Origin of the sequence: Saccharopolyspora montiporae (assembly GCF_015209505.1) — a bacterium.
In the GTDB taxonomy this organism is placed as follows: domain Bacteria; phylum Actinomycetota; class Actinomycetes; order Mycobacteriales; family Pseudonocardiaceae; genus Saccharopolyspora; species Saccharopolyspora montiporae.
Window position 1 is genome coordinate 198,426 of record NZ_JADEYC010000007.1, and the last position, 20,485, is coordinate 218,910.

19 protein-coding genes are annotated in these 20,485 nt (G+C 71.9%); 7 read left to right on the forward strand and 12 right to left on the reverse strand.

The window, feature by feature from the left end:
* Positions 1–2 precede the first annotated feature (2 nt).
* From IQ251_RS04615 to IQ251_RS04625, 3 genes are all read left to right on the forward strand, one after another.
* Entirely contained in the window at positions 3–1,547 is a 1,545-nt protein-coding gene (locus IQ251_RS04615; RefSeq protein ID WP_193927169.1) for an FAD-dependent oxidoreductase, read from the forward strand.
* Positions 1,548–1,703: 156 nt separating this feature from the next.
* Positions 1,704–2,027 (forward strand): DUF2470 domain-containing protein, encoded by a 324-nt coding sequence (locus IQ251_RS04620; protein WP_370591205.1) that lies wholly within the window; start codon positions 1,704–1,706, stop codon positions 2,025–2,027.
* A gap of 50 nt (positions 2,028–2,077) precedes the next feature.
* Positions 2,078–2,716, forward strand: a complete 639-nt coding sequence (locus tag IQ251_RS04625) for a TetR/AcrR family transcriptional regulator (RefSeq protein WP_193927171.1) — start codon at positions 2,078–2,080, stop codon at positions 2,714–2,716.
* A 13-nt stretch (positions 2,717–2,729) separates the two neighbouring features.
* On the opposite strand, the gene IQ251_RS04630 is transcribed toward IQ251_RS04625, so the two are convergent.
* Positions 2,730–3,404 carry a biliverdin-producing heme oxygenase gene (locus IQ251_RS04630; RefSeq protein WP_228046101.1) on the reverse strand — a complete coding sequence of 225 codons (675 nt, stop codon included), beginning with the start codon at positions 3,402–3,404 and terminating at the stop codon, positions 2,730–2,732.
* A gap of 203 nt (positions 3,405–3,607) precedes the next feature.
* Between IQ251_RS04630 and IQ251_RS04635 the strand changes: the two genes are divergently transcribed.
* Positions 3,608–4,618, forward strand: a complete 1,011-nt coding sequence (locus IQ251_RS04635) for an iron-siderophore ABC transporter substrate-binding protein (RefSeq protein ID WP_193927172.1) — start codon at positions 3,608–3,610, stop codon at positions 4,616–4,618.
* Positions 4,619–4,624: 6 nt separating this feature from the next.
* Here the strand turns inward: IQ251_RS04635 and IQ251_RS04640 are convergent, their stop codons facing one another.
* The 4 genes from IQ251_RS04640 to IQ251_RS04655 all read right to left on the reverse strand — a co-directional run bounded on the left by IQ251_RS04640 (position 4,625) and on the right by IQ251_RS04655 (position 8,579).
* Positions 4,625–6,076, reverse strand: coding sequence for a sensor histidine kinase (locus IQ251_RS04640; RefSeq protein WP_370591206.1), 1,452 nt, complete (start codon positions 6,074–6,076; stop codon positions 4,625–4,627).
* Positions 6,073–6,798, reverse strand: coding sequence for a response regulator transcription factor (locus IQ251_RS04645; RefSeq protein ID WP_193927173.1), 726 nt, complete (start codon positions 6,796–6,798; stop codon positions 6,073–6,075). The genes IQ251_RS04640 and IQ251_RS04645 overlap by 4 nt, the downstream gene beginning before the upstream one ends.
* Positions 6,799–6,861: 63 nt before the next feature.
* Positions 6,862–7,743, reverse strand: coding sequence for an alpha/beta fold hydrolase (locus IQ251_RS04650; protein WP_193927174.1), 882 nt, complete (start codon positions 7,741–7,743; stop codon positions 6,862–6,864).
* A gap of 413 nt (positions 7,744–8,156) precedes the next feature.
* Positions 8,157–8,579 (reverse strand): hypothetical protein, encoded by a 423-nt coding sequence (locus IQ251_RS04655; protein WP_193927175.1) that lies wholly within the window; start codon positions 8,577–8,579, stop codon positions 8,157–8,159.
* 540 nt (positions 8,580–9,119) lie between these two features.
* Here IQ251_RS04655 and IQ251_RS04660 point away from each other — a divergent pair.
* Positions 9,120–9,812 carry an acetoacetate decarboxylase family protein gene (locus tag IQ251_RS04660; RefSeq protein ID WP_193927176.1) on the forward strand — a complete coding sequence of 231 codons (693 nt, stop codon included), beginning with the start codon at positions 9,120–9,122 and terminating at the stop codon, positions 9,810–9,812.
* Positions 9,809–10,561 (forward strand): SDR family NAD(P)-dependent oxidoreductase, encoded by a 753-nt coding sequence (locus tag IQ251_RS04665; RefSeq protein ID WP_193927177.1) that lies wholly within the window; start codon positions 9,809–9,811, stop codon positions 10,559–10,561. Before IQ251_RS04660 ends, IQ251_RS04665 begins: the two co-directional genes overlap by 4 nt.
* 87 nt (positions 10,562–10,648) lie before the next feature.
* Here IQ251_RS04665 and IQ251_RS04670 read toward each other — a convergent pair whose 3' ends face one another.
* The 4 genes from IQ251_RS04670 to IQ251_RS04685 all read right to left on the reverse strand — a co-directional run bounded on the left by IQ251_RS04670 (position 10,649) and on the right by IQ251_RS04685 (position 15,241).
* A complete protein-coding gene (locus IQ251_RS04670; protein ID WP_193927178.1) occupies positions 10,649–12,808 on the reverse strand; it encodes a hypothetical protein in 2,160 nt (719 codons plus the stop codon).
* Between the two features lie 359 nt (positions 12,809–13,167).
* The gene (locus IQ251_RS04675) at positions 13,168–14,352 is read right to left on the reverse strand and encodes an NAD(P)/FAD-dependent oxidoreductase (RefSeq protein ID WP_193927179.1); all 1,185 of its coding nucleotides are present in this window, start codon (positions 14,350–14,352) and stop codon (positions 13,168–13,170) included.
* Positions 14,349–14,549 (reverse strand): ferredoxin, encoded by a 201-nt coding sequence (locus IQ251_RS04680; protein WP_193927180.1) that lies wholly within the window; start codon positions 14,547–14,549, stop codon positions 14,349–14,351. The genes IQ251_RS04675 and IQ251_RS04680 overlap by 4 nt, the downstream gene beginning before the upstream one ends.
* Positions 14,546–15,241: a TetR/AcrR family transcriptional regulator gene (locus IQ251_RS04685; protein ID WP_370591207.1), complete on the reverse strand. Its 696-nt coding sequence runs from the start codon at positions 15,239–15,241 to the stop codon at positions 14,546–14,548. Before IQ251_RS04685 ends, IQ251_RS04680 begins: the two co-directional genes overlap by 4 nt.
* A 231-nt stretch (positions 15,242–15,472) precedes the next feature.
* Here IQ251_RS04685 and IQ251_RS04690 point away from each other — a divergent pair, with 231 nt between their 5' ends.
* A complete protein-coding gene (locus IQ251_RS04690) occupies positions 15,473–16,960 on the forward strand; it encodes an MFS transporter (RefSeq protein WP_193927181.1) in 1,488 nt (495 codons plus the stop codon).
* 52 nt (positions 16,961–17,012) lie between these two features.
* On the opposite strand, the gene IQ251_RS04695 is transcribed toward IQ251_RS04690, so the two are convergent.
* The 3 genes from IQ251_RS04695 to IQ251_RS04705 all read right to left on the reverse strand — a co-directional run bounded on the left by IQ251_RS04695 (position 17,013) and on the right by IQ251_RS04705 (position 20,364).
* Positions 17,013–17,714, reverse strand: a complete 702-nt coding sequence (locus tag IQ251_RS04695; RefSeq protein WP_193927182.1) for a Clp protease N-terminal domain-containing protein — start codon at positions 17,712–17,714, stop codon at positions 17,013–17,015.
* Between the two features lie 289 nt (positions 17,715–18,003).
* Entirely contained in the window at positions 18,004–18,843 is an 840-nt protein-coding gene (locus tag IQ251_RS04700; RefSeq protein ID WP_193927183.1) for an SDR family NAD(P)-dependent oxidoreductase, read from the reverse strand.
* A gap of 30 nt (positions 18,844–18,873) precedes the next feature.
* Entirely contained in the window at positions 18,874–20,364 is a 1,491-nt protein-coding gene (locus tag IQ251_RS04705; protein WP_193927184.1) for a flavin-containing monooxygenase, read from the reverse strand.
* Positions 20,365–20,485: the final 121 nt, after the last annotated feature.

Consider the following 20,485-nt stretch of genomic DNA (forward strand, 5'->3'; position numbering starts at 1 on the left):
CCATGGCCTTCGCAATCACCCAGACCTGCTGCAACGACGCGTCGTGCGTGGCGGTGTGCCCGGTCAACTGCATCCACCCGACGCCGGACGAGCCGGATTTCGGCACGACCGACATGCTCTACATCGACCCGGCCTCGTGCATCGACTGCGGGGCCTGCGCGGACGCGTGCCCGGTCGAGGCGATCTTCCCGGTGGAGAAGCTGACCGAAGCGCTCAAGCCCTACGCCGACATCAACGCGGCCTACTACACCGAGCAGGACGCGCCCGCGCAGCCCAAAGATCCGGCGCCCAACTTCCACACCTGGCAGCCCCCGGTGTTCGACCGGACGCTGCCCAGCGACTTCCCCCAACTCGACGTGGCCGTCGTGGGTTCCGGGCCGGCCGGGATGTACGCGGTCGAGGACCTGCTGCTGCAAACCAGCGCCCGGGTCACGCTCATCGATCGGCTGGACACCGCGGGCGGTCTCGTGCGCTACGGCGTCGCGCCCGACCACCCGTCGACCCGGAAGATCGACGAGACGTTCGCCCGCTACCGCGAGCACCACCGGCTGACGCTGCGGCTCGGCGTCGAGGTCGGCCGGGACGTGACCACCGAGCAGCTCGCCGCCCGGCACGACGCCGTGATCTACGCGGTGGGCGCCTCGGCAGCCCGCGAGCTGGGGCTGCCCGGGGAGCAGCTGCCCGGCAGCAGCACCGCCCTCGATGTCGTGTCCTGGTACAACGGCCATCCCGACGTGCCCGCAGGCGGGATCGACCTGTCGGCGGAGCGCGCGGTCGTGGTCGGCAACGGCAACGTCGCGCTGGACATCGCCCGGATCCTCACCGCCGATCCCGCGCAGCTGGAACACACCTCGATCTCGCGCGCCGCCCTGGAGCAGCTGCACCGCAGCGAGGTGCGCGAGGTCGTCGTGCTCGGCAGGCGGGGTCCGGAATCAGCGGCCTACACCACGCCGGAGCTGCTGGCGCTGGATCAGCAGCCCGGTGTCGACGTGGTCGTCGACGACCACGACCCGCGCATCGCCGCCGCCGTCGACGCCGCGGGCACCGGGGACAAGGCCGCGCTGCTGCGCGGGATGCCGCGCGAGGCGATCGACTGGTCGGCTCCTCCCCCGCACGGCACGCGCCGCATCGCGCTGCGGTTCCATTCGGCTCCGCAGGAGTACCTCGGTGCGGATCGGGTGCGCGGACTCCGGGTGAGCGGCAGCGGCGACGCCGTGGACATCGCCACCGGGCGGGTCATCACCGCGGTCGGCTACCGCGGCACCGCCCTGCCCGGGCTCCCGTTCGACGCGGCAGGCGGGACGGTCCCGAACACCGGCGGGCGGGTGCAGGACCGGCCCGGCAGCTACGTGGTGGGCTGGATCAAACGCGGCCCGTCCGGCGGCATCGGCGCGAACAAGACGTGCGCGCGCGAGACCGTGGACGCGCTGCTCGACGATGTGATCTCCGGGCGGCTCGTGCCCGCGGGACAGCAGCGGATCACCGACCGGGCCGCCTCGGCCCTGCGCCGCCTGGGCAGCAAACCCGCCGCCCTCGTCCGCCGCTGAGCCACCGGCGTTTGCCACACCGGGGGCGGGTGCGCGGCGCACCCGCCCCCGGTTCGCGCGCCCGATCCCGGTGTCGGCGCGTGCCGGGCACCTGCGATGCTTCCCGGGAGGCGGTTCCAGACCGGGGCCGCTGCGGTGCATCGACGGAGGAGCAGCGTGGACGCGGACAACCCGTTCGGCCCCGAGGTGGTCGAGGCGGTCGCCCAGCACATGAACGACGACCACGCGGGCGATTCGCTGCTGATCGTGCGCGCGCTCGGCGGGCGCCCGGACGCGACCACCGCCGAGACGACCGGGCTGGATGGCCGTGCCATCGAGTTCCGCGCGTCCGTTCCCGACGGCGAGCCGGTCACCGTCCGGGTCCCGTGGTCGGCTCCGCTAACCGAGCGGGCGCAGATCCGCGCCGAGGTGACCCGGATGTACCACGAGGCATGCGCCGCTCTCGGCGAGACGCCCAGAGGTGGCGATGAGGAGCACTGACCGGACCACCGGCAGTTGCCGGGGCCCGGCCGGTCGGAAATGATGAGGCCGTGCCGAAGATCATCGGAAGCTCGCTGGAGGAGCACCGCGAGCAGATGCACGAGCGCCTGTTCGCGGCGCTGGCCGAGCTGCTCGACGAACGCGGCTACGACGCGCTGAGCCTGGCCGACGTCGCCGCACGCGCCGGGGTCAGCCGCACGGCGATGTACAACTACTTCAAGGACAAGGAAACGCTGCTGCTGGCGCACACCGACCACGAGACGCGCCGCTACGTCGACCGGCTGGTCCGCGAGCTGGCGGCGCGCTCGAACCCGGTGGACCAGCTGCGGGTGTTCGTCCGGATGCAGCTCACCGAACTGGCCACCCAGCACACCTCGCTCGGGGGCATGTCCGGTGTGCTCTCCGAAGCGGGCCGGCGCCGGATGTACGAGCACGTGGCGCCGCTGTGGGAGCAGCTGCGCGGCATCGTGGACCGGGCGATGCGCGAGCGCTACCTGCCGCGGGAGGACCTCGATGTGCTGCTGCCGGTGCTGGCCGCGGCGATCTCGCCGCGCACGGCCCCGGGCGCCCGCGGGGAGCAGCTCGAGCAGGTCATCCGCACCACCACCGACTTCGTGCTGCGCGGACTCGGCGCACGGCTGGACCGGGAAGGCCGTCCGCGCAGGCTGCCGGCCGCACGGGCGGACTGAGCACCGGGGGCGGTCAGGTCCCGCTGCCGTGCACCTCGCCGAGCTCGACGAGGACATCGGTGTTGTGCCGGTAGGCCTCCAGCACCTCGTCGATGACGCGCCCCTGCTCGTCAGGTGACCACGGAGCCCCGTCGAGACGACCGCGGTAGTCGTCCTTGAACTCGCGGGGGCGCGGGATCCCGGGGAACCGGTAGAACTCCGCACCGACGCCGTCGGTCAGCCCGAAGGTGCGTTCCACCGTGCCGCGGATCGCCTGGCCGCCGGAGAGGTCGCCGAGGTAGCGGGTGTAGCTGTGCGCGATGAAGCCGCCGGGCCAGGTGAAGCACACCTCCTGCAGCCGTGCGCAGTAGCGCTGGGTGGCGGTGTTCGGGCGGATCCGGTCCGCCCAGTCATCGCCGAGCAAGTGGTGCAGATCGCGTTCCAGCGCGGGCAGCCGGGTGAGCTCGTCGAAGACGAACGGGCCCGCCACCGGGTCGCCGCGCATGGACTCGGCGGCCTGTTCGAGGACCCGGTACGCGAAGTAGTGCTGGGCGGTCAGGTCGGCGTAGGCCCCGCTGGGCAGGTCGCCGGCCAGCAGGCCGCGCATGAAGCCCGCGCTCTCGGCCCGCTCGTGCTCGGCCCAGGTGGCCTCGCGCAACGCGGCCGAGAAGCGGGTGCTCATCGGCTGGTCTTCTGCGGTCGTGGACATGGTCCGGCTCCCCGGGTCGTGCCGTCTGGTTGCGTCCAGTTTGGCCATTGTTGCGACATATCGTCAAGAAAATCACGACGAGTTGTCGCATCGATCTGACAGCATGTCAGAAACAACCGCACCGCCTCCGCATGCCCGGCCACTCCACCTCGGAGCGGCAAGTTAGGGTAGGCAAAGTTAACCACGAGCGAGGCGGTGTGCCCATGCCCTCCACCGTGTTCCGGCCGCGCGGTCTGCTGATCGCCGTGCTCCTCGGCGCACTCCTGGCCGCGTCCGGGTGCGCCGACTCCGGGCCGCCGCCCGCCGATCCGCCGCTGACTCCGGCCACCGGGCGGTTCCCCGCGACCGTGCCCACGGCGTTCGGCGACGTCACGGTGCCGGAGGAACCGCAGCGCGTGGTGGCGCTGGGGTGGGGCGATGCGGAGACCGCGGTGGCCCTCGGCGTGCGCCCGGTCGGCGCGGCGGACTGGCTGGAATTCGGCGGGGACGGGCTCGGACCGTGGATGCAGCAGCGCTACGACACTCCCCCGGAGATGCTGGGCACGATGGAGGTGAGCCTGGAACGGATCGCCGCGCTGCAGCCGGACGTCATCCTGGACACCCGCTCCAGCGGTGATCCGCAGCGCTACGAGCAGCTCAGCAAGCTCGGCGTCCCGGTCATCGCACCGCCCGCGGACGCGCCGCAGTACCTGACGACCTGGCAGGACCAGCTGGACATGGTGGGCGCCGCGCTGGGCCGCACCGAGCAAGCCGCCCAGCTGCGCGCCGGGCTGGACGCGAAGTTCGCCCGGGCCGCCCGCGAGCACCCCGAGTTCCGCGGGACCGAGGTCGCGCTGGGCTCGCGTACCGCGGCGGGGTACGGCGTCTACCTGGACGGCTCTAACCGGGTGGAGTTCCTGCGCGCGCTCGGGTTCGCCAACTCCCGCGCGATCCAGCGGCAGGCCGCGCCCGGGCAGTTCACGATGGACATCTCCCCCGAGCGCCTGGACCTGCTCGATGCCGAGCTGACGACGATGTTCACCATCTACACCGATCCGGCCGAGGTCACCGGTGACCCGCTGTTCCGCGGCATCCCGTCGGTACAGGACGGCCGATCGGTGCTGCTGGCCGAGGACGAGCCGGCGGCCCAGGCGATCTCCAGCGGAACGGCGCCCGGGTTGTCCTTCGCCCTCGACGAGACCGTGCCGGAGTTCGCCGCGGCGCTGTCCCGCTGAGCGCGATCAGCGCAGCGGGAGCACGACGCGGAAGGTGCTGCCGCCCGCGGGCTCGGGCAGCCATTCGATCCGGCCGCCGTGCGTTTCGACGATGGCCGCGGCGATGGCCAACCCCAGCCCGGTGCCACCACCGGACCGGTCGCGGCTGCCGTCGAGCCGGTAGAACCGGTCGAAGATGCGCGCGGCGTGCTCGGCCGGAATCCCCGGGCCGCGGTCGCGGACCGACACCACCGCCACCGGGGTGCCGGGCTCGACCTCCGCGCCCGCCGAGGCCGGGCCGGGTTCCGCCGCGGTCTCGGACCCGACCGCGATGCGCACCGGGGTTCCCGCGGCGGTGTGCAGCAGCGCGTTCGCGGCCAGGTTGGTCAGCACCTGCCGCAGCCGAGGGCCGTCGACCAGCGCGCGGATCGGCGAATCCGGTGCGACCAGGGCGATGTCGCGGTCCGGATCGCGGACCCGGGCCGCGTCGGCGACTTCGCGGGCGATCGGCACGAGGTCCGCTTCGGCCAGCTCGGCGGTGCGTTCCCGGTCCAGCCGTGCCAGCAGCAGCAGGTCCTCCACCAGGTCGCTCATCCGCACCGCTTCGCCCTCGATGCGGGCCATCATGCCGCGGACCGCCTCCGGTTCGGGTTCGTCGCTGTGCCGGTAGAGCTCGGCGAACCCGCGGATCGACGTCAGCGGGGTGCGCAGCTCATGCGAGGCGTCGGCGACGAACCGCCGCAACCGCTGCTCGGACTGCTCGCGCTCGTGCAGGGCCGAGGTGAGCCGGCCCAGCATCGTGTTCAGCGCCAGGCCCAGCCGCCCGGTCTCGGTGTCCGGGTCCTGGTCCGGGATGCGCCGGTCCAGCTCCCCGGTCGCGATGGCGTCGGCGGTGTGCTCGATGCGGTTCAGCGGCCGCAGGCCCAGCCGCACGGTCCACGCCGCACCGACCGCCAGGACCGCGATCACGGCCGCGCCCACCACCAGCTCGATGACCAGCAGCAGGCGCAGCGGCAGCACGACCGCCTCGGTGCTCAGCGCCAGCGCCCGCGTGGTCCCGTCCGGGGAGATCACGGTGCGCACCCGCCAGTCGGCACCGCCGAGGTTGTCCGGCACCGTGGTGAACTCCCCGGCGAGCGCGGCGCGGTTGACCAGCGGCCGGCCCGGGTCGTTCGCCTGCGGGCCCTCCACCGCCAGTTCGCGCCCGTCCCGGTCGAAGGTGATCACGCGGAAGGCAGTGGGCAGACCGCCCGGACCGCCCCGCGGTTCACGATCATCGGGCGGCGTCGGGGGCGGTCCGGGCCGCTCCCAGGGCCGCGACATCTCCCGCAGCTGCTCGTCCAGGTGATCGGTCAGCGACTTCTGCAGGATGAGGTGGCTGGCGGCACCCATCGCCAGCAGGCCGAGCGCAGTGGCGCCGACCAGCACCACGAGCAGCCGCCCGCGCAGCGTCCTGGTGATCCGCCGGAGCCGGTTCACCGCTGCCCCGGCGGGATCCGGAGCACGTAGCCCACGCCGCGGACGGTGTGGATCAGCGCGGGCTCGGCGAAATCGACCTTGCGCCGCAGGTAGCTGATGTAGGACTCGACGATGCGGCTGTCCCCGGTGAACTCGTAGTTCCACACCCGGTCCAGGATCTGGTGCTTGCTGACCACCTTCTCCGCGTTGAGCAGCAGGTAGCGCAGCAGTTTGAACTCGGTCGGCGACAGGTTCACCGGTGCGCCGCCGCGGCGCACCTCGTAGGAGTCCTCGTCGAGTTCGAGGTCGTGGTAGCGCAGCTTCGCGGTGGGCTCCTCGGCGGCCGCAGGCTGCGCGCGGCGCAGGATCGCGCGCAGCCGCAGCACCACCTCGTCCAGGCTGAACGGTTTGGTCACGTAGTCGTCACCGCCTGCGGTGAGACCGGCGATGCGGTCCTGCACCGCGTCCTTGGCGGTCAGGAACAGCACCGGAACCCTGTCTCCCCCGTCGCGCAGCGTGCGCGCGACCGCGAACCCGTCCCGGTCGGGCAGCATCACGTCCAGCACCACGATGTGCGGGTGGAACTCCGCAGCGGCCTGCAGCGCCGCGCTGCCGGTGTCCGCCGAGCGCACCTCGAACCCGCTCATGCGCAGGGCAGCGCTGAGCAGTTCCAGGATGTTGGGTTCGTCGTCGACGACGAGCACTCGCGCCGACCGCGTCGTCTCCGCTGCCACGCCGCACATCCTCCCCCGCCCGGCTGGGAGAACGCTGAACGGCGGCTGGGAGCGGTGCGGGTGCTCGCCGGCTTAGTCCCGACCTGAGGTGTCCAGGAACGAGCGGATCGCGGCGTTGATCGCGTCGGGTTCGTCGAGCGGGGCGAGGTGCCCGGCGGTGCGGAAACCCGCGAACCGCCCGCGCGGCGCCAGGCCCGCCGCGCGGCGCACCACGTGCTCCCGGATCGCCGTGTCGCGACCGCCGTGGATCCACAGCGAGGGCACCTGCATGCGGGGCAGGCGCGGCGTGTGGTCCACCGCCATCCGCAACGGCCCGTAGGACGCAATCTGCCAGTCGTCCAGCGCCCGTTCGCGGTGCTGCCACCGCAGCCGCCCCTCCTGCTCGACGAGGGCCAGCACCGCATCGATATCGCGCGTGGCGGTGCCGTGCGCGAGATGGCGCAGCATGAACCGGCGCAGCACGGTGGGCGCCGAGACCCAGCGCGTGGCCCGGTACAGCAGCGGGTCGCAGCGCAGGAACAGCCACGTGAGCAGCTGCAGCGGGCGCGTGCGGTCGAGCCCGCCGGGGTTGATCGCGACCAGCGCGCCGACGCGGTCCGGACGGGACAGGGCGTAGCCGGTGGCCACGCCGCCGCCCATGGACAGCCCCACGATCGCGGTCCGGTCGATGCCGAGCCGGTCCAGCAGTTCGTCGAGCACCCCCTCCATCCGCGCCTGGCCGAGCAGTCCGCTCCACGGCCGCGATCCGCCGTGCCGCGGCATGTCGATGGCCACGACCCGGTGGTCGCGGGCGAGTTCGGGCAGCAGGTGCCGCCACAGCAGCGCGGCGGTGTCCAGCATCGCACCGTGCAGCAGCAGGACAGGTAGAGCATCGGACGGCCCGGCCTCGTACGCGCGCAGCCGGCCTCCGGTGAGGTCCAGCGTGCGGTGGTCGGTGAACGTGCTCGCGGTCATGGCGCTCCGATCTGCTCGGAAAGCGATCCCGCAGGAGTGCGTGTGCGCGGCGGCCTGCGGTGGGATCGGGACCGGCCACCGGCCGTTTCCCCGCCGGGAGCGATGGGGTCGGCCATCAACTCTGCGGTCGGGCTGTTCGGCCGACCGCGGGTCGGGGGTCGGCGGCGTTGGCCAGGCCGACGGTGAACACCGACATCAGCAGCGCCCCGGTATAGCCCGCCTCCCCAGGCCTGATCCCGTGGTGACTGGCCACGCGGTTGTGTTCACCACAGGCTAGCCGGGCTCCTCTGCCGCGGGAAGGTGCATTCGGGCTCGTGAGCCCGCAGCGCACTGTTCTGCGCGAAACCCGTTCCGCGACATGACGATCCGCCGACGGGCGACCGGAGCCACCTGTCGGCGGACGAGCGCGCTGCTTACTTCAGCCCCGCCGGGCAGGTCTGCACCGCGTGGATGTCGAGGTGCTCCACGTTGGGGATGGCCTCCGGGGCCACCGACCGGTAGACCTCCTGGAACGGCTCATCGGGGTTGTTCTCGTCCCAGGTGTAGAAGACGGATTCGGTGCCTTCCCACTGGTTGTTGTTGAACGAGGACAACGGAGCCCATCCCTCGCCGTGGTCGCCGATGTCGAACCACGTGCACTCGAAGAATGCCACGGGATCGCCGCCGTAATCCACCTCCGGCCACAGGCACAAGTCGCCGTACGCGCAGTCCTGGGCCGCACCCTGCTGCTCCTCGGCCGTAGCCGAGGTCGCGCCCATGAGGGCGCCGCCGCCCGCGAGTGCTGCACCCGCCAGCAGGGCCAAGGAACGTTTGCCGTTCTTCCGCAGTGATGACATGGGGACCTCCGGTCCTGGTGATCGATCGCCGCCTCCCGGCCGGTAGCCGACCTGTGCGGCATGCCACTCGAACGACGCGATCGAACGGTTACGGGTTGCCTAATGCATTTTCTAGCTCATTAACCATGTGACTATCAGGCACAGTCCGGACCTGCGCCGCCATTCGTGGAGGTGATGGCCCGCGGAAGAAGTCCGCCGCAGCGCGCACGGACCGTGCACGTCCGCGGCGGGCGCGTGCGGGCACGTCGCAGCGGCCCGGCCTCCGTTCGCACGACCGGGTCAGATGCCGCGACGATCGCACTCGGAGCGACCTGCACTCAGCCAACCCGGCGCATCCCGCCGACCCCGGAGGCGGACGCGGAACCGGGCGGATGTCGGTCAGTTGATTGACAACGCGCGGATCGCCGTGCTTGGCTCAACACCAAGCAATCGCTTGGTCGCGTTGCTGCGGAACACCGGGGAGATCGGCGAATTCGCACGCTCGCGACCGCGAATACCGCCGCACGCGCCGACTGCTCGCCGCTTCGACGGGAGGACGCCATGAGCGCACACCGCATACTCGGCGAACCGGTGCAGATGCCGGTGCAGATCCGCAGTGCCCGCGCCTGCGCGGCGACGTTCCTGGCGCAGGAGGCACCCGTCCGCGACCTGTTGGCCGGGACCGGGCTCGACCCGGTGCGCCCGCTACCCGGCCGGGCGCTGTGCTCGCTGGTGTTCGTGCGCTACACCGACGGCGACCTCGGCCCGTACCACGAGTTCGGCGTGGTTCTGCTGTGTCGCACCGGCGGCCGATCCGGTTCGACCGGGGCGTACGTGCACTGGTTGCCGGTCAACCAGCGCTTCACCTTGCAGGCCGGGCGCGACATCTGGGGATTTCCCAAGGAACTCGCCGACATCGACGCGTCCTTCGGGCCCGGCGCCAGCCGGTGCGCCGTGCGGCTGGACGGGCGACCCGTCGTGGACGTGCGGATAGGAACCGGCGTCCCGGCTCCCGCCGGGGCGGGAGCGATCGCCATCGACGCCTACACGTTCCAGGATCGCGTCCTCCGCCGGATCCCGTGGCGGGTGGCCCCCGGACGGGTGCGCGTGCGCCCGGGCGGTGCGCGGGTCCGGCTCGGCGAGCACCCGGTCGCCGACGAGATCCGTTCCCTGGGCCTCTCCCGCACGGCCCTGACCACCACCCGCATCGACGAACTGAGCATGAGCTTCGACGAGGCCCAGGAGGTGCGATGATCGCGCTCGTCACCGGCGCGGCCAGCGGGATGGGGCGGATCGCTGCCCAGCGGCTGGCCGCCGCGGGCGCCACCGTGGCCGCGGTGGACATCGACACCGAGGGCCTGGCGGCCACGGCGTTGCGCTCGCCGAACACCCGCACGTTCCGCTGCGACATCGCCGACGCCGAAGACGTGGCCACGGTCGTCGAGCGCATCGGCGCCGAACTGGGGCCGATCGAGCACCTCGTGCACGCCGCGGGACTGTGCCGGGTCGGCCCGATCCTGGACCAGCCGCTCGATGAGCTGGACCGGGTCCACCGGGTCAACTACCTCGGCACCGCGCACCTCTGCCGCGCGGTCGTACCGGGCATGGTGCGTGCCAGGCGCGGAACAGTGGTGCTGTTCGGCTCGCTGTCCGGCTGGCTGCCGTCCCCGCGGCTGGCGGCCTATTCGGCGTCGAAATCGGCCGTGGCCGCCTACGCGGAGGTCCTCGCCGCGGAAACCGGCGCTAGCGGGGTGCGCGTGCTGTGCGTGTGTCCCGGCCAGGTGGAGACGCCGCTGGCGGAAGGTGTCCGCGCGGTGGATTCCGCTGCTCTCGGCGGGCTTCGCGGTGCGGACCCGGAACGCGTCCTTGACGCCGTCGACACCGCGCTGCAGCGCAACCGACCACCGCTGTTCCTGTTCCCCGGCTCCAGCCGCCCGCTGGCGTGGGCGCGACGCGTGGCGCCGGGCCTGCTGCGGCGGGCCGTCTCCGCCGGAACCCGGTAGTCCGACTTCGATCGCGCGCTCCGCGGGCGACGGACGCGAAACGGACCCCACCGCGAGGATGGGGTCCGTCTCACCGCTCACCGGGTGCTAGTGGAATCCGCGGCGCCGGTAGACGATCGATGTCGTCACCGCACCGACCGCGAGCAGGCCCAGGGCGCTCCAGCCCAGCACGTCGAGCGAACTACCGGTCACCGGCAACGGCGGCTCCGGGGTCGGACCCGGCGTGGGCCCTGGAGTCGGTCCCGGTGTGGGGTCCGGTCCGGGTTTCGCCGTGACGTGCAGGATCGCCTCCGCGGTCACCGTCTCCCCGGTTTCCGGGTCGGTGTAGGTGGCCGTGATCGTGCGCGTGCCCGGCTCGGTGGCGATGACCCTGAATCCGTCGATCACGTCCGACGGGTTGCTGGACGAGAGCTGGACCTGGCTGGGATCCACCGGCTGCCCGTTGATCGTCAGGGTCACCGCGTAGTCCACCGGCGTCCCGGACTGCACCGTCGTCTCCGGCGGCTGCAGGTCCAGCGCGATGTCCCGATCGGCGACCGCGTACAGCGTGGTGTCCCCGCGCAGCACGCTGGAGGCCGTGAACCACTCGCCCGAGCCGTCCGGCTGGGTGTTCCACCGCTTGCCGGGCGGCGGGTCCGGCAGCACCCGGTACCCGGTGTCGAAGGTCGGTGCGTACACCCGGACCGGGTCCGGCGGCGGGCCGGGATCCTGCACGAAGTCGACCAGGTAGTTGTGGTCGGTGATCACGACCTGGTCGCTGACCCGGTCTTCGGTGGGTGCGATCACGCCGTGGTTGTCGATGCGCCCGGCCCCGGTGATGTCGGCGTTCGTCTCGTCGCCGACCGGGCCCAGCAGCCTGCCGCTCTCGGTGATCGTGACCTTGAGCGCATCCGGGTCGCCGGTCATGTCCAACGGCACCCCGTCGAGGTGCACCGTTCCGGCCAGGGTCAACTCCCCGAACTCCCCGTCGACGGGCGAACCGAACGCGGTGGGCCCGTCCCCGGTGAACGTCACGACCGCATTGGCACCGATGTCGACCTGGGCACCCGGTTCCGAACCGTTGCCGGCTCCGATGCCGGACCCGTACTCCGGGACCTCGATGGTCATGTCCACATTGTCGATCGTGGTCGTGCCGCCGTTGCCGCGGTAGCCGCCGCCGATGCCGGAGCCGCCCAGTCCGCCGACGATGTGCACGCCACCGCCGGTGATGTCGGTGGTTCCGCCGTTGCCGCGGTAGCCGCCGCCGATCCCAGCGGCGTAACCGCCCGCGGTCGGGTTCACCGTGCCGCCGCTGATCGTGGTGGTGCCGCCCGGCCCGTAGTACCCGCCGCCGATTCCGGCCGCGTACTGACCACCGGTGGCGGTCACGGTCCCGTCGGTGATGTTGATCGTCCCGCCCTCGCGGAGATAGCCACCACCGATGCCCGCACCCTGCTCACCGCCGGTCGCAGCGACGGTGCCGCCGTTGATCGAGATCGTGCCGGCACTGCTGTTCGTGCCACCGCCGATGCCGGCTCCGCGGGGCCCGCCCTGCGCGGTGACGTCGCCAGCGTTGATCGTGATCGTGTCCACGGGGGCGTTGGCTCCCGCGCCGATACCGGGCCCGTCGGGACCGCCCGTCGCGTCGACCTGCCCGCCATCGATCGTGATCGTGCCGCTCGCACCGTTGGTTCCGCCACCGATGCCCGCGGCTCCGTTGCTTCCGGTGGCGGTCACCGAACCTCCGGTGATCGAGATCTGACCACCGGAGCCGTTGCTCCCGCTGCCGATGCCGGCGCCGCCTTCGCTACCGGTGGCGTTGACCGTCCCGCCGTTGATCGTCGCGATACCCGCCGACTGGCCTCCGACACCGCCGATTCCGGCCGCGTACTGCCCGCCGGTCGCGTTGACCGTCCCGCTGTCGACGATCAACTCCGCACCGGTGGTGGTGATACCGGTGTCCTGCGTTGCGCTCGCATCGGCGGTCAGCACACCGCCGCCGACCGAATCGACGATCCGCAGCGTCTGCCCCGGTTGGATCGTGATGTTCTGCACGTCGAGGGAATGCCCGCGCAGGTCCAGCACCGCGTCGCAGCCCACCGTCAGCGCACCGCCGGTTTCGGCGATGTCGGCCGCTAGGTTCGCCTGGAACGGGCCGCCCGAGCAGTTCGCCAGGCCACTCTGCAAGCTGGAGAAATCGCTGAAGTCATCCGCGATCGCGGGCCCAGCGGTCAGCGCGCCGCCCGCGAGGACGAGCAGGACCACCACGGCGCTCGACCTGACGCGACGCCACATTCTCGGCAACAACAGACCACCGCTTCCCGAGTCCGTCGAAGTCGAGCCGGCGCCCGGGCGCGGCATTCCTCGTCCGCGGAGTCGCGGTGCGCCCGGACCGGTTGGCCGACTTCGTCGATCAACAACCGCGCGACAGTCAACATCAGGTTCCGGATCAGCGCAGGACGAGATCCAGCGCATACGCACCGCCGCAGCCGACGCACCGCTGATCTTTCACCCGATCTAATGAGGACTCGGGGCGCCGCAGGAGGGGTGGGCGGTTCCCCGGTCGGCTCCACCGGTGTCCGCGTCGGGCACGCGGGGCCACCCGCACCGACCACGTCGAACGCGCGTCACGTTCCGGCGGCCCCAGCGAGGGCGTCGACGACCTCCTGGCGCCGGAGCCGGGTCTGCTTGGCCATGTTCCACCCGAGCACGCCGGTGGCGCGGCCGTCGCGGGCGTACCGGGCGACGAAGCGGCCCGCGGCGAGATCACCGTCCACGACGGTCACCTCCGCATCGGCGGGCAGGAACCCGTGCACCTGGATCTTGACGTCGTACTGGTCGGTCCAGAAGTAGGGCACCGGCGCGTAAGCGCGCTCCCCGCCGAGGACGTTCGCCGCCACCACCTGGGCCTGCGCGGTGGCGTTCGTGCGGTTCTCCAGCCGGACCGGGGCATCCAGCTGCTCGTGCCACCAGCGGGCGACGTCGCCCACCGCGTAGATGCCCGGTGCGGCGCGGCAGCGCGCATCGCAGACGATCCCGTCGTCGACCTCCAGGCCGCTGCCCGCCAGCCATCCGGTTTCCGGAACGGCGCCGACCGCGACGGCCACCGCGTCCGCGGGCACGATCTCCCCGGTGTCCAGCTGTACCCCGTCGACCCGCCCGTCGGTGGCGGTGAACCCGCCGACGCCGGTTCCCAGGCGCAGCGCCACCCCGCGTTCGGTGTGCAACTCGGCGAGCCGCGTACCGACGAGCGTCCCGATCTGGCCGGCCATCGGCGCCGGCCGCGGGCCGACTACCGTCACGTCCAGGCCCATTCCCCGTGCAGTGGCGGCCATTTCGACGCCGAGGACTCCTTCGCCCACCACGACCAACCGCGTGGCGCGGAGCAGGTCGCTGCGCAGGCCGGTGCAGTCGTCCAACGTGCGCATCACGTGCACACCGGACAGCTCGTGCTGCCCGGGCAGCGTGCGCGGGCGCAGCCCGGTGGCCAGCACGACCGCCTCGGCGCGGTGCGCGCGCCCCGAGGCGGTGTGCACGGTCCGCGTGTCCGAATCGAGCGCCTCCGCCGGGTCACCGAGGACGAATTCGGCGTCCAGCTCGGTGATCTGGTCCGCGGTGCGCAGGCGGGTGCGGTCGGGATCCCAGGTCCCGGCCAGCGCCTGCTTGGACAGCGGCGGCCGGTCGTAGGGCGCGTGCTTCTCCGCGCCGAGCAGGGTGATCCGGCCGGCGTACCCGGATCGCCGCAGCGACTCCGCAGTGGACAACCCGGCCGCGGAGGCTCCGACGACGAGGACGGAATCCGGGGCGGTCACTCCTCCTCGCTGACCGCGATCGCCCGCGCGGGGCACATGCTCGCGGCTTCGCGGACCGCATCGTGCAGCTCGGCGGCGGGTGCCGGATCGAGCAGGATCACCACGCCGTCCTCGTCGCGCTGGTCGAACACGTCGGGTGCGGACATGACGCAGGTTCCGGCACCGCAGCAGATGTCCTCGTCGACCGTGACCTTCATCGTTGATCTCTCCTGTTCTCGTTTCCGGTGTCGTCCGGACGGTCCTGGGCGGGCCTGGTCACTGGTGCGTGCCAGAGCCCGGTGACGGCGTCGACGAGTCCGGCAGCGACGTGCCGCCAGGTGTCGCGCGCGGTCGGGGTTCCCTCGGCGAGCGCGCCTTCCCGGTCGGCCACGATGTGCACCATGAGCTGGCGGGCCATGTCCCTGCGTTCTCGCCGGACCTCGTCGGGCAGGTCGGGGATGCAGCGGTTGAGCCCCGCGGTGGTCTCGCGCAGCGCCGGGGAATTGAGCGATTCCTCGGTGATGATGCCGCGGTAGGCGGGATCGGTGATGGCCTGCGCGATGAACCGCGCGTACCAGGTCGGCGAGCCGAGCTCGGCGAGGTAGTGCGCGGGCGGGTGCACCATGCACGCGGCCCACTCGCGCACCCCGGCGGACTCCCCGACCCGGTCGACAGCGGCCCGGCGCAGGCCTTCGATCGCGTCGTAGTGCCGGCGCACGATGGCCCGGACCAGATCGGCGCGCGTTCCGAAGTGGTATCCGACGGCCGTGTTGTTTCCCTGGCCCGCGGCCTCGCTGATCTGCCGGTTGGACACGACTCCGATGCCGTGCTCGACGAACAGCCGCTCCGCGGTGGTGAGGATCACTTCCCGCGTCGCAGCGCTGCGATCGGCCCGCGCGATCCGGCTCACGGCTTGCTCTCCTCCCCCGCACTCCGCGAGCCGCGGCGCTGCGCATGCCGGGCGAACATCCTGTCTGCGAGGCGGGCGCCACCGGCGGCCGCGCGTACCGCGTCGGGGCCGCCGCAACCGGACTGCGTCACCGCAAACCTCCTCGTGACCGGGATCGGACTGGAACCATTGAACCGCAGCTGCTAGTTTAAGTCAATCGCTTGAATTAGAACAGAGGGGACCCTGCGCACCATGACTCGTCCACCCAGCGCGCCGGATACCGGTAGGACCGGCGAGGTGCGGCCGAATGCGGTCGTCGCGGTGTTGGCATTCGGCGGGATCTCGGTCTCGCTCATGCAGACCCTCGTGGTGCCGTTGGTCCCGCAGCTGCCCGCACTGCTCGGCGCTCCCGCGGGCGACACCGCCTGGGCGGTCACCGCCACCCTGCTGTCCTCGGCCGTGGCCACGCCGACCGTGGGCAGGCTCGGCGACATGTACGGCAAGCGTCGCATGGTGCTGTTCAGCCTGGCGATGCTCGTGGCCGGGTCCGTGGTCTGCGCGCTGTCGGACAGCCTCGCCCCGATGGTGGTCGGCCGGATCCTGCAGGGCATGGCCGCCGGGGTCATCCCGCTGGGCATCAGCATCATGCGCGACGAGCTGCCCGCCGAGCGGTTGAGCGGCGCGACGGCGCTGATGAGCGCCTCGCTCGGCGTGGGAGGTGCGCTCGGCCTGCCCGCTGCCGCGTTCATCGCGGAGAACACCGACTGGCACGCCCTGTTCTGGGCCGCGGCCGCGCTCGGAGTGCTGGCGGCGGTGCTCGTCGTGACGATCGTCCCGGAATCCCGGGTGCGCACCGGCGGCCGGTTCGACCTGCCGGGCGCGGTGGGGCTGTCGGTCGCACTGCTGTGCATGCTGCTGGCGATCTCCAAGGGCGCCGACTGGGGCTGGAGCAGTGCCACGACGTTGGGCCTGCTGGCCGCCGCGGCCGCGGTGCTGCTGGTGTGGGGCTGGTGGGAACTGCGCACCCGGCAGCCGCTGGTGGATCTGCGCACGACCGCGCGGCGCCAGGTGCTGCTGACCAACGTCGCGTCGATCGTGTTCGGGTTCGCGATGTTCGCCATGTCGCTGGTCTTGCCGCAGGTGCTGCAGCTGCCCGCGGCGACCGGGTACGGCCTCGGCCAGACCATCCTCGTCGCCGGCCTGGTGATGGCGCCGAACGGTCTGGTGATGATGGCGATGTCGCCGGTGTCCGCGCGGATCACGCAGCGCCGCGGGCCGAAGACGACGCTGATGGTGGGCGCGGTCGTGGTGGCGCTGGGCTACTCGCTGGGCCTGGTGATGATGTCGGCGATCTGGCAGCTGGTCGTCGTCTCCTGCGTCATCGCCGCCGGGATCGGCCTGGCCTACGGGGCGATGCCGGCGCTGGTGATGGCCGCCGTGCCCGTGTCGGAAACCGCCGCGGCCAACAGCCTCAACACCCTGATGCGCTCCATCGGCACCTCGGTGTCCTCCGCCGTGGCCGGGGTCGTGCTGGCGCACCTGACGATCGACCTCGGTGGTGCCGCCGTACCGTCGCAGAACGCGTTCCGCGTGGTGCTCGGCATCGGCGCCCTGGCCGCGCTGGTGGCGCTCGCGATCGCGTCCTTCCTTCCCCGACAGCCCACGAGGGCGGCCGCGGGCGACGACGGCGCTGCGGATCGGGTCCCCGCCCGGTCGGGAACCGGGTCCGGGCGGGGCTGAGCGCGGACCGCCGGGCGGCCGGAGACCGTGTTCTCCGGCCGCCCGATGACGGCTACTCCGCGGCGAGGATGGCGCCGACGGCCGCCTCCGCAGCGGGCTTGTCCAGACCGAGACCGACGAGGACGCCATCGTCCTCGAACTCCAGCAGCGCGAGCAGGATGTGCTCGGTGCCGATGTAGTTGTGCCCCCAGCGCAGGGCTTCGCGGAAGGTCAGCTCCAAGGCCTTCTTGGCACGCGCGTCGAACGGGATGAGCTCCGGCGGCGCATCCCGCCCGGCGGCGGGCAGCACCGCAGAGGCCGCGTTGCGCACCGCGTCGGTGGACAGGCCCCGACGGTCGAGCACTGCGGCCGCGAGGGAGTCCGGTTCGCTGAGCAGCCCGAGCAGCAGGTGCTCGGCCGTGATCTCGGCGTTGCCCGTCGCCCGGGCTTCGGCTTGTGCGGCGACCACGACACTGCTGGCTCGCGGGGTGAAGCGGTCGAAGCCCTGCGCGGGGTCGAGATCACCGGCCTCGCCCGGATTGCGCGGCAGGAACCGCTTCTGCGCCGCTTGCTTGCTGACACCCATGCTGGCGCCGATCGCCGTCCACGAGGCGCCGGATCGGCGGGCCTGGTCGACGAAGTGCCCGATGAGGTGGTCGGCGATCTCGCCGAGGTGGTCGGCGGCGAGCATGGCATCGGAGAGCTGGTCGAGGCTGTCGCTGTGCGCGCGCTTGATGCTGTCGATGATGTCGTCGAGTCGAACCGTGTGCGTCATGCGTCAACCATAGGTTGACGTTGAATGGCCGTCAACCTCGCGTTGACGCCTAGCTGCGGCGAACACGTCGCGCAGCGATTCGGCTCGCCACGTGTTCCGGACCGGGGCCACTGCGCACACTGCGGATACCCCGCGTCGGGGCGGTCGAACGCAGCGCTCGCCCGGACCTACGCGCCGTGCCCGGCCGTGCAGGACGTCGCGCCGGTTCCGGCGAGTTCGCGACCGCGCACGATCCGGTACACCTCGCGGATGTCCCGGCCGGCGACGACGTCGTCGTGGCTCGGTGCGGTCAGCGACCCCGGCCGGACAGCGCGGTGAGCCGGGCCAGCACCCGCCCGTAGTGGCCCGGGACGAGCCGGGTGAGCACGTCGAGCACCTTGGCCGTGCGGGTGATCACCAGGCGGGGCTTGCGGTTGCGCACCGCGTCCACGATGAGGGCAGCGGCCCGCTCGGGTGGCATGGTCAGGTGCTTGTTGAAGTCCCGGCTTTGCGCGCGCAGCTCCTCGGCCGTCGCGGCATCGCCGCCCATCCGGGCGCTGTCGGCGATACCGGTCTTGATGCCGCCCGGATGCACGACCGTGACCCCTACCCCGGATCCGGCCAGCTCGTGGCGCAATCCCTCGGTGAAGCCGCGCACCGCGTACTTGCTGGCCGCGTAGGGGACCTGCCCACCCGGCGCCATCAGGCCGAACAGGCTGGAGAGGTTGACCACGTGCGCGCCCGGGTTGCTGCGCAGGTGCGGCAGGAACGCCTTCGTGGTGGTGACCACGCCGCGGAAGTTGATCTCCATGATCCAGTCGAAGTCGTCGAGCCCGACCTGGTGCAGCTCCCCGCCGAGCGCGACACCCGCGTTGTTGATGAGCAGATCGACCCGGCCGTGCCGCTGCAGCACCTCGGCGGCCAAGTCGGTGCGGTCCCCGCCGTCGGCGAGGTCGACCACATGCGTGCTGATCTCCGCGCAGCCGAGCGCGCGGGCTGCCTCGGCGGTTCGCGCCAGCCCGGCCTCGTCGCGATCCACCAGGGCCAGGTCGCAGCCACCTGCGGCCAATCGCCGCGCGAGGGCGTCGCCGATCCCACCGGCGGCTCCGGTGATCAGGCACGTCTTTCCGGGCAGTGCGAAGGGACGCACGGATTCCTCCCTGGGCGGTGGTGCGGGCGGTCAGTTCGTCGCGGCGGCCGGTGCGGGCGCACCGGCGCGACCGAAGTCGAGGGACCCGTCGTCGACGCGGCTCAGCCGCATGGCGGGCAGTTCGACGAGGTAGTTCTGGTGCAGCTTCCAGGGCCGTTTGGTGCCTTGCTTGGGCAGCGCGTCCGCGGCCCGCATGACGTAGCCGGATGACAGGTCCAGGATCGGGCGCTGCGACCGCGTGGTGCCGGTGCGCTCCGGCCGGGGCACGCAGCTGCGGTAACCGTTGCGGCGCATGTGGTTGAGCACCCGGCACAGGTACTGCGCGCTCAGGTCCGAGCGCAGGGTCCAGGACGCGTTGGTGTAGCCCAGCGACCAGGCCAGGTTCGGCACCCCGCTGAACATCATCCCCTTGTAGACCATGCACGCACCGGGATCGACCTTCGCGCCGTCGACGGTCATGTCGATGCCGCCGAAGGCGAGCATCTCCAGACCCGTTGCGGTGACGATGATGTCGGCATCCAGGTGGGCACCCGACGTCAACTGCACGCCGTCCGCGGTGAACTCCTGCACCCCGTCGGTGGCGATCTGCGCGGTACCGCGCTGCATGGCGCGGAACAGATCGGCGTTCGGCACCAAGCACAGCCGCTGGTCCCACGGGTTGTAGCCGGGCGCGAAGTGCGGGTCGACCGGCACCGACTCGGGCAGTTGCTTGGCCACGCCATCCCGCAGGATGCGCGCCATGCGCTGCGGCCAGCGTCGGCACAGCTGGTAGATCAGCGTGCCGTTGACGATGTTCTTGCCGCGCACGAGCCGGTGCGCGAGCTTGCCGGGCAGGTGCGCGTGCAAGCGTTCGGCGACCGGATCGACGTCCGGGCGGGAGGCGATGTACGTGGGCGAGCGCTGCAGCATCGTCACCTGCTCGGCCTGCTCGGCCATCGAGGGCACCAGGGTGACGGCGGTGGCTCCGCTACCGATGACCACCACCCGCTTGCCCCGGTAGTCGAGGTCCTCCGGCCAGTGCTGCGGGTGCACGATGCGGCCGGAAAAGCGGTCCTGCCCGGGGAAATCCACGACGTGGCCGCGGTCGTAGTCGTAGTACCCGCTGCACAGGTACAGGAACGAGCAGGTGCGGATCTCGGTCTCCCCGTCCGCGGTGCGCGACTCCACCGTCCACAGTGCCTCGTCGGACGACCAGGACGCGGACACGACCCGGCGGCCGAACCGGATGTGCCGGTCGATGCCGAATTCCGCGGCGGTCTCCCGGATGTAGCGCAGGATCGAGCCGCCGTCGGCGATGGATTTCCCGCCACCCCAGGGCCGGAACGGGTAGCCGAGCGTGTGCATGTCCGAATCGGAGCGCACGCCCGGGTACCGGAACAGGTCCCAGGTTCCGCCGATGGTGTCCCGGGCTTCGAGGATCGCGTAGCTGTGCCCGGGCGCTCCGGTCTGCAGCCGGCACGCGGCCCCGATCCCGGACAGTCCGGCTCCGACGATGAGGACGTCGACGTGCGTGCTGGTCATCGGTGCGCTCCTGTGCGGACGTCGCTGCGGGGAACCGGATCCCCTGCGTGCGCGTGTGCTGCGGACACCGCTATTATCCGAGCAACAACTCGCATTTGACAACTCGCGTTCCCACCTGCCA

What these genes read in the sequence shown, in the direction of transcription:
- IQ251_RS04615 (WP_193927169.1), top strand. Translation starts at nt 3, where the DNA reads ATGGCCTTCGCAATCACCCAGACCTGCTGCAACGACGCGTCGTGCGTG.
- IQ251_RS04630 (WP_228046101.1), bottom strand. Translation starts at nt 3,404, where the DNA reads ATGTCCACGACCGCAGAAGACCAGCCGATGAGCACCCGCTTCTCGGCC.
- IQ251_RS04635 (WP_193927172.1), top strand. Translation starts at nt 3,608, where the DNA reads ATGCCCTCCACCGTGTTCCGGCCGCGCGGTCTGCTGATCGCCGTGCTC.
- IQ251_RS04645 (WP_193927173.1), bottom strand. Translation starts at nt 6,798, where the DNA reads ATGTGCGGCGTGGCAGCGGAGACGACGCGGTCGGCGCGAGTGCTCGTC.
- IQ251_RS04650 (WP_193927174.1), bottom strand. Translation starts at nt 7,743, where the DNA reads ATGACCGCGAGCACGTTCACCGACCACCGCACGCTGGACCTCACCGGA.
- IQ251_RS04655 (WP_193927175.1), bottom strand. Translation starts at nt 8,579, where the DNA reads ATGTCATCACTGCGGAAGAACGGCAAACGTTCCTTGGCCCTGCTGGCG.
- IQ251_RS04660 (WP_193927176.1), top strand. Translation starts at nt 9,120, where the DNA reads ATGAGCGCACACCGCATACTCGGCGAACCGGTGCAGATGCCGGTGCAG.
- IQ251_RS04665 (WP_193927177.1), top strand. Translation starts at nt 9,809, where the DNA reads ATGATCGCGCTCGTCACCGGCGCGGCCAGCGGGATGGGGCGGATCGCT.
- IQ251_RS04680 (WP_193927180.1), bottom strand. Translation starts at nt 14,549, where the DNA reads ATGAAGGTCACGGTCGACGAGGACATCTGCTGCGGTGCCGGAACCTGC.
- IQ251_RS04690 (WP_193927181.1), top strand. Translation starts at nt 15,473, where the DNA reads ATGACTCGTCCACCCAGCGCGCCGGATACCGGTAGGACCGGCGAGGTG.
- IQ251_RS04695 (WP_193927182.1), bottom strand. Translation starts at nt 17,714, where the DNA reads ATGACGCACACGGTTCGACTCGACGACATCATCGACAGCATCAAGCGC.
- IQ251_RS04705 (WP_193927184.1), bottom strand. Translation starts at nt 20,364, where the DNA reads ATGACCAGCACGCACGTCGACGTCCTCATCGTCGGAGCCGGACTGTCC.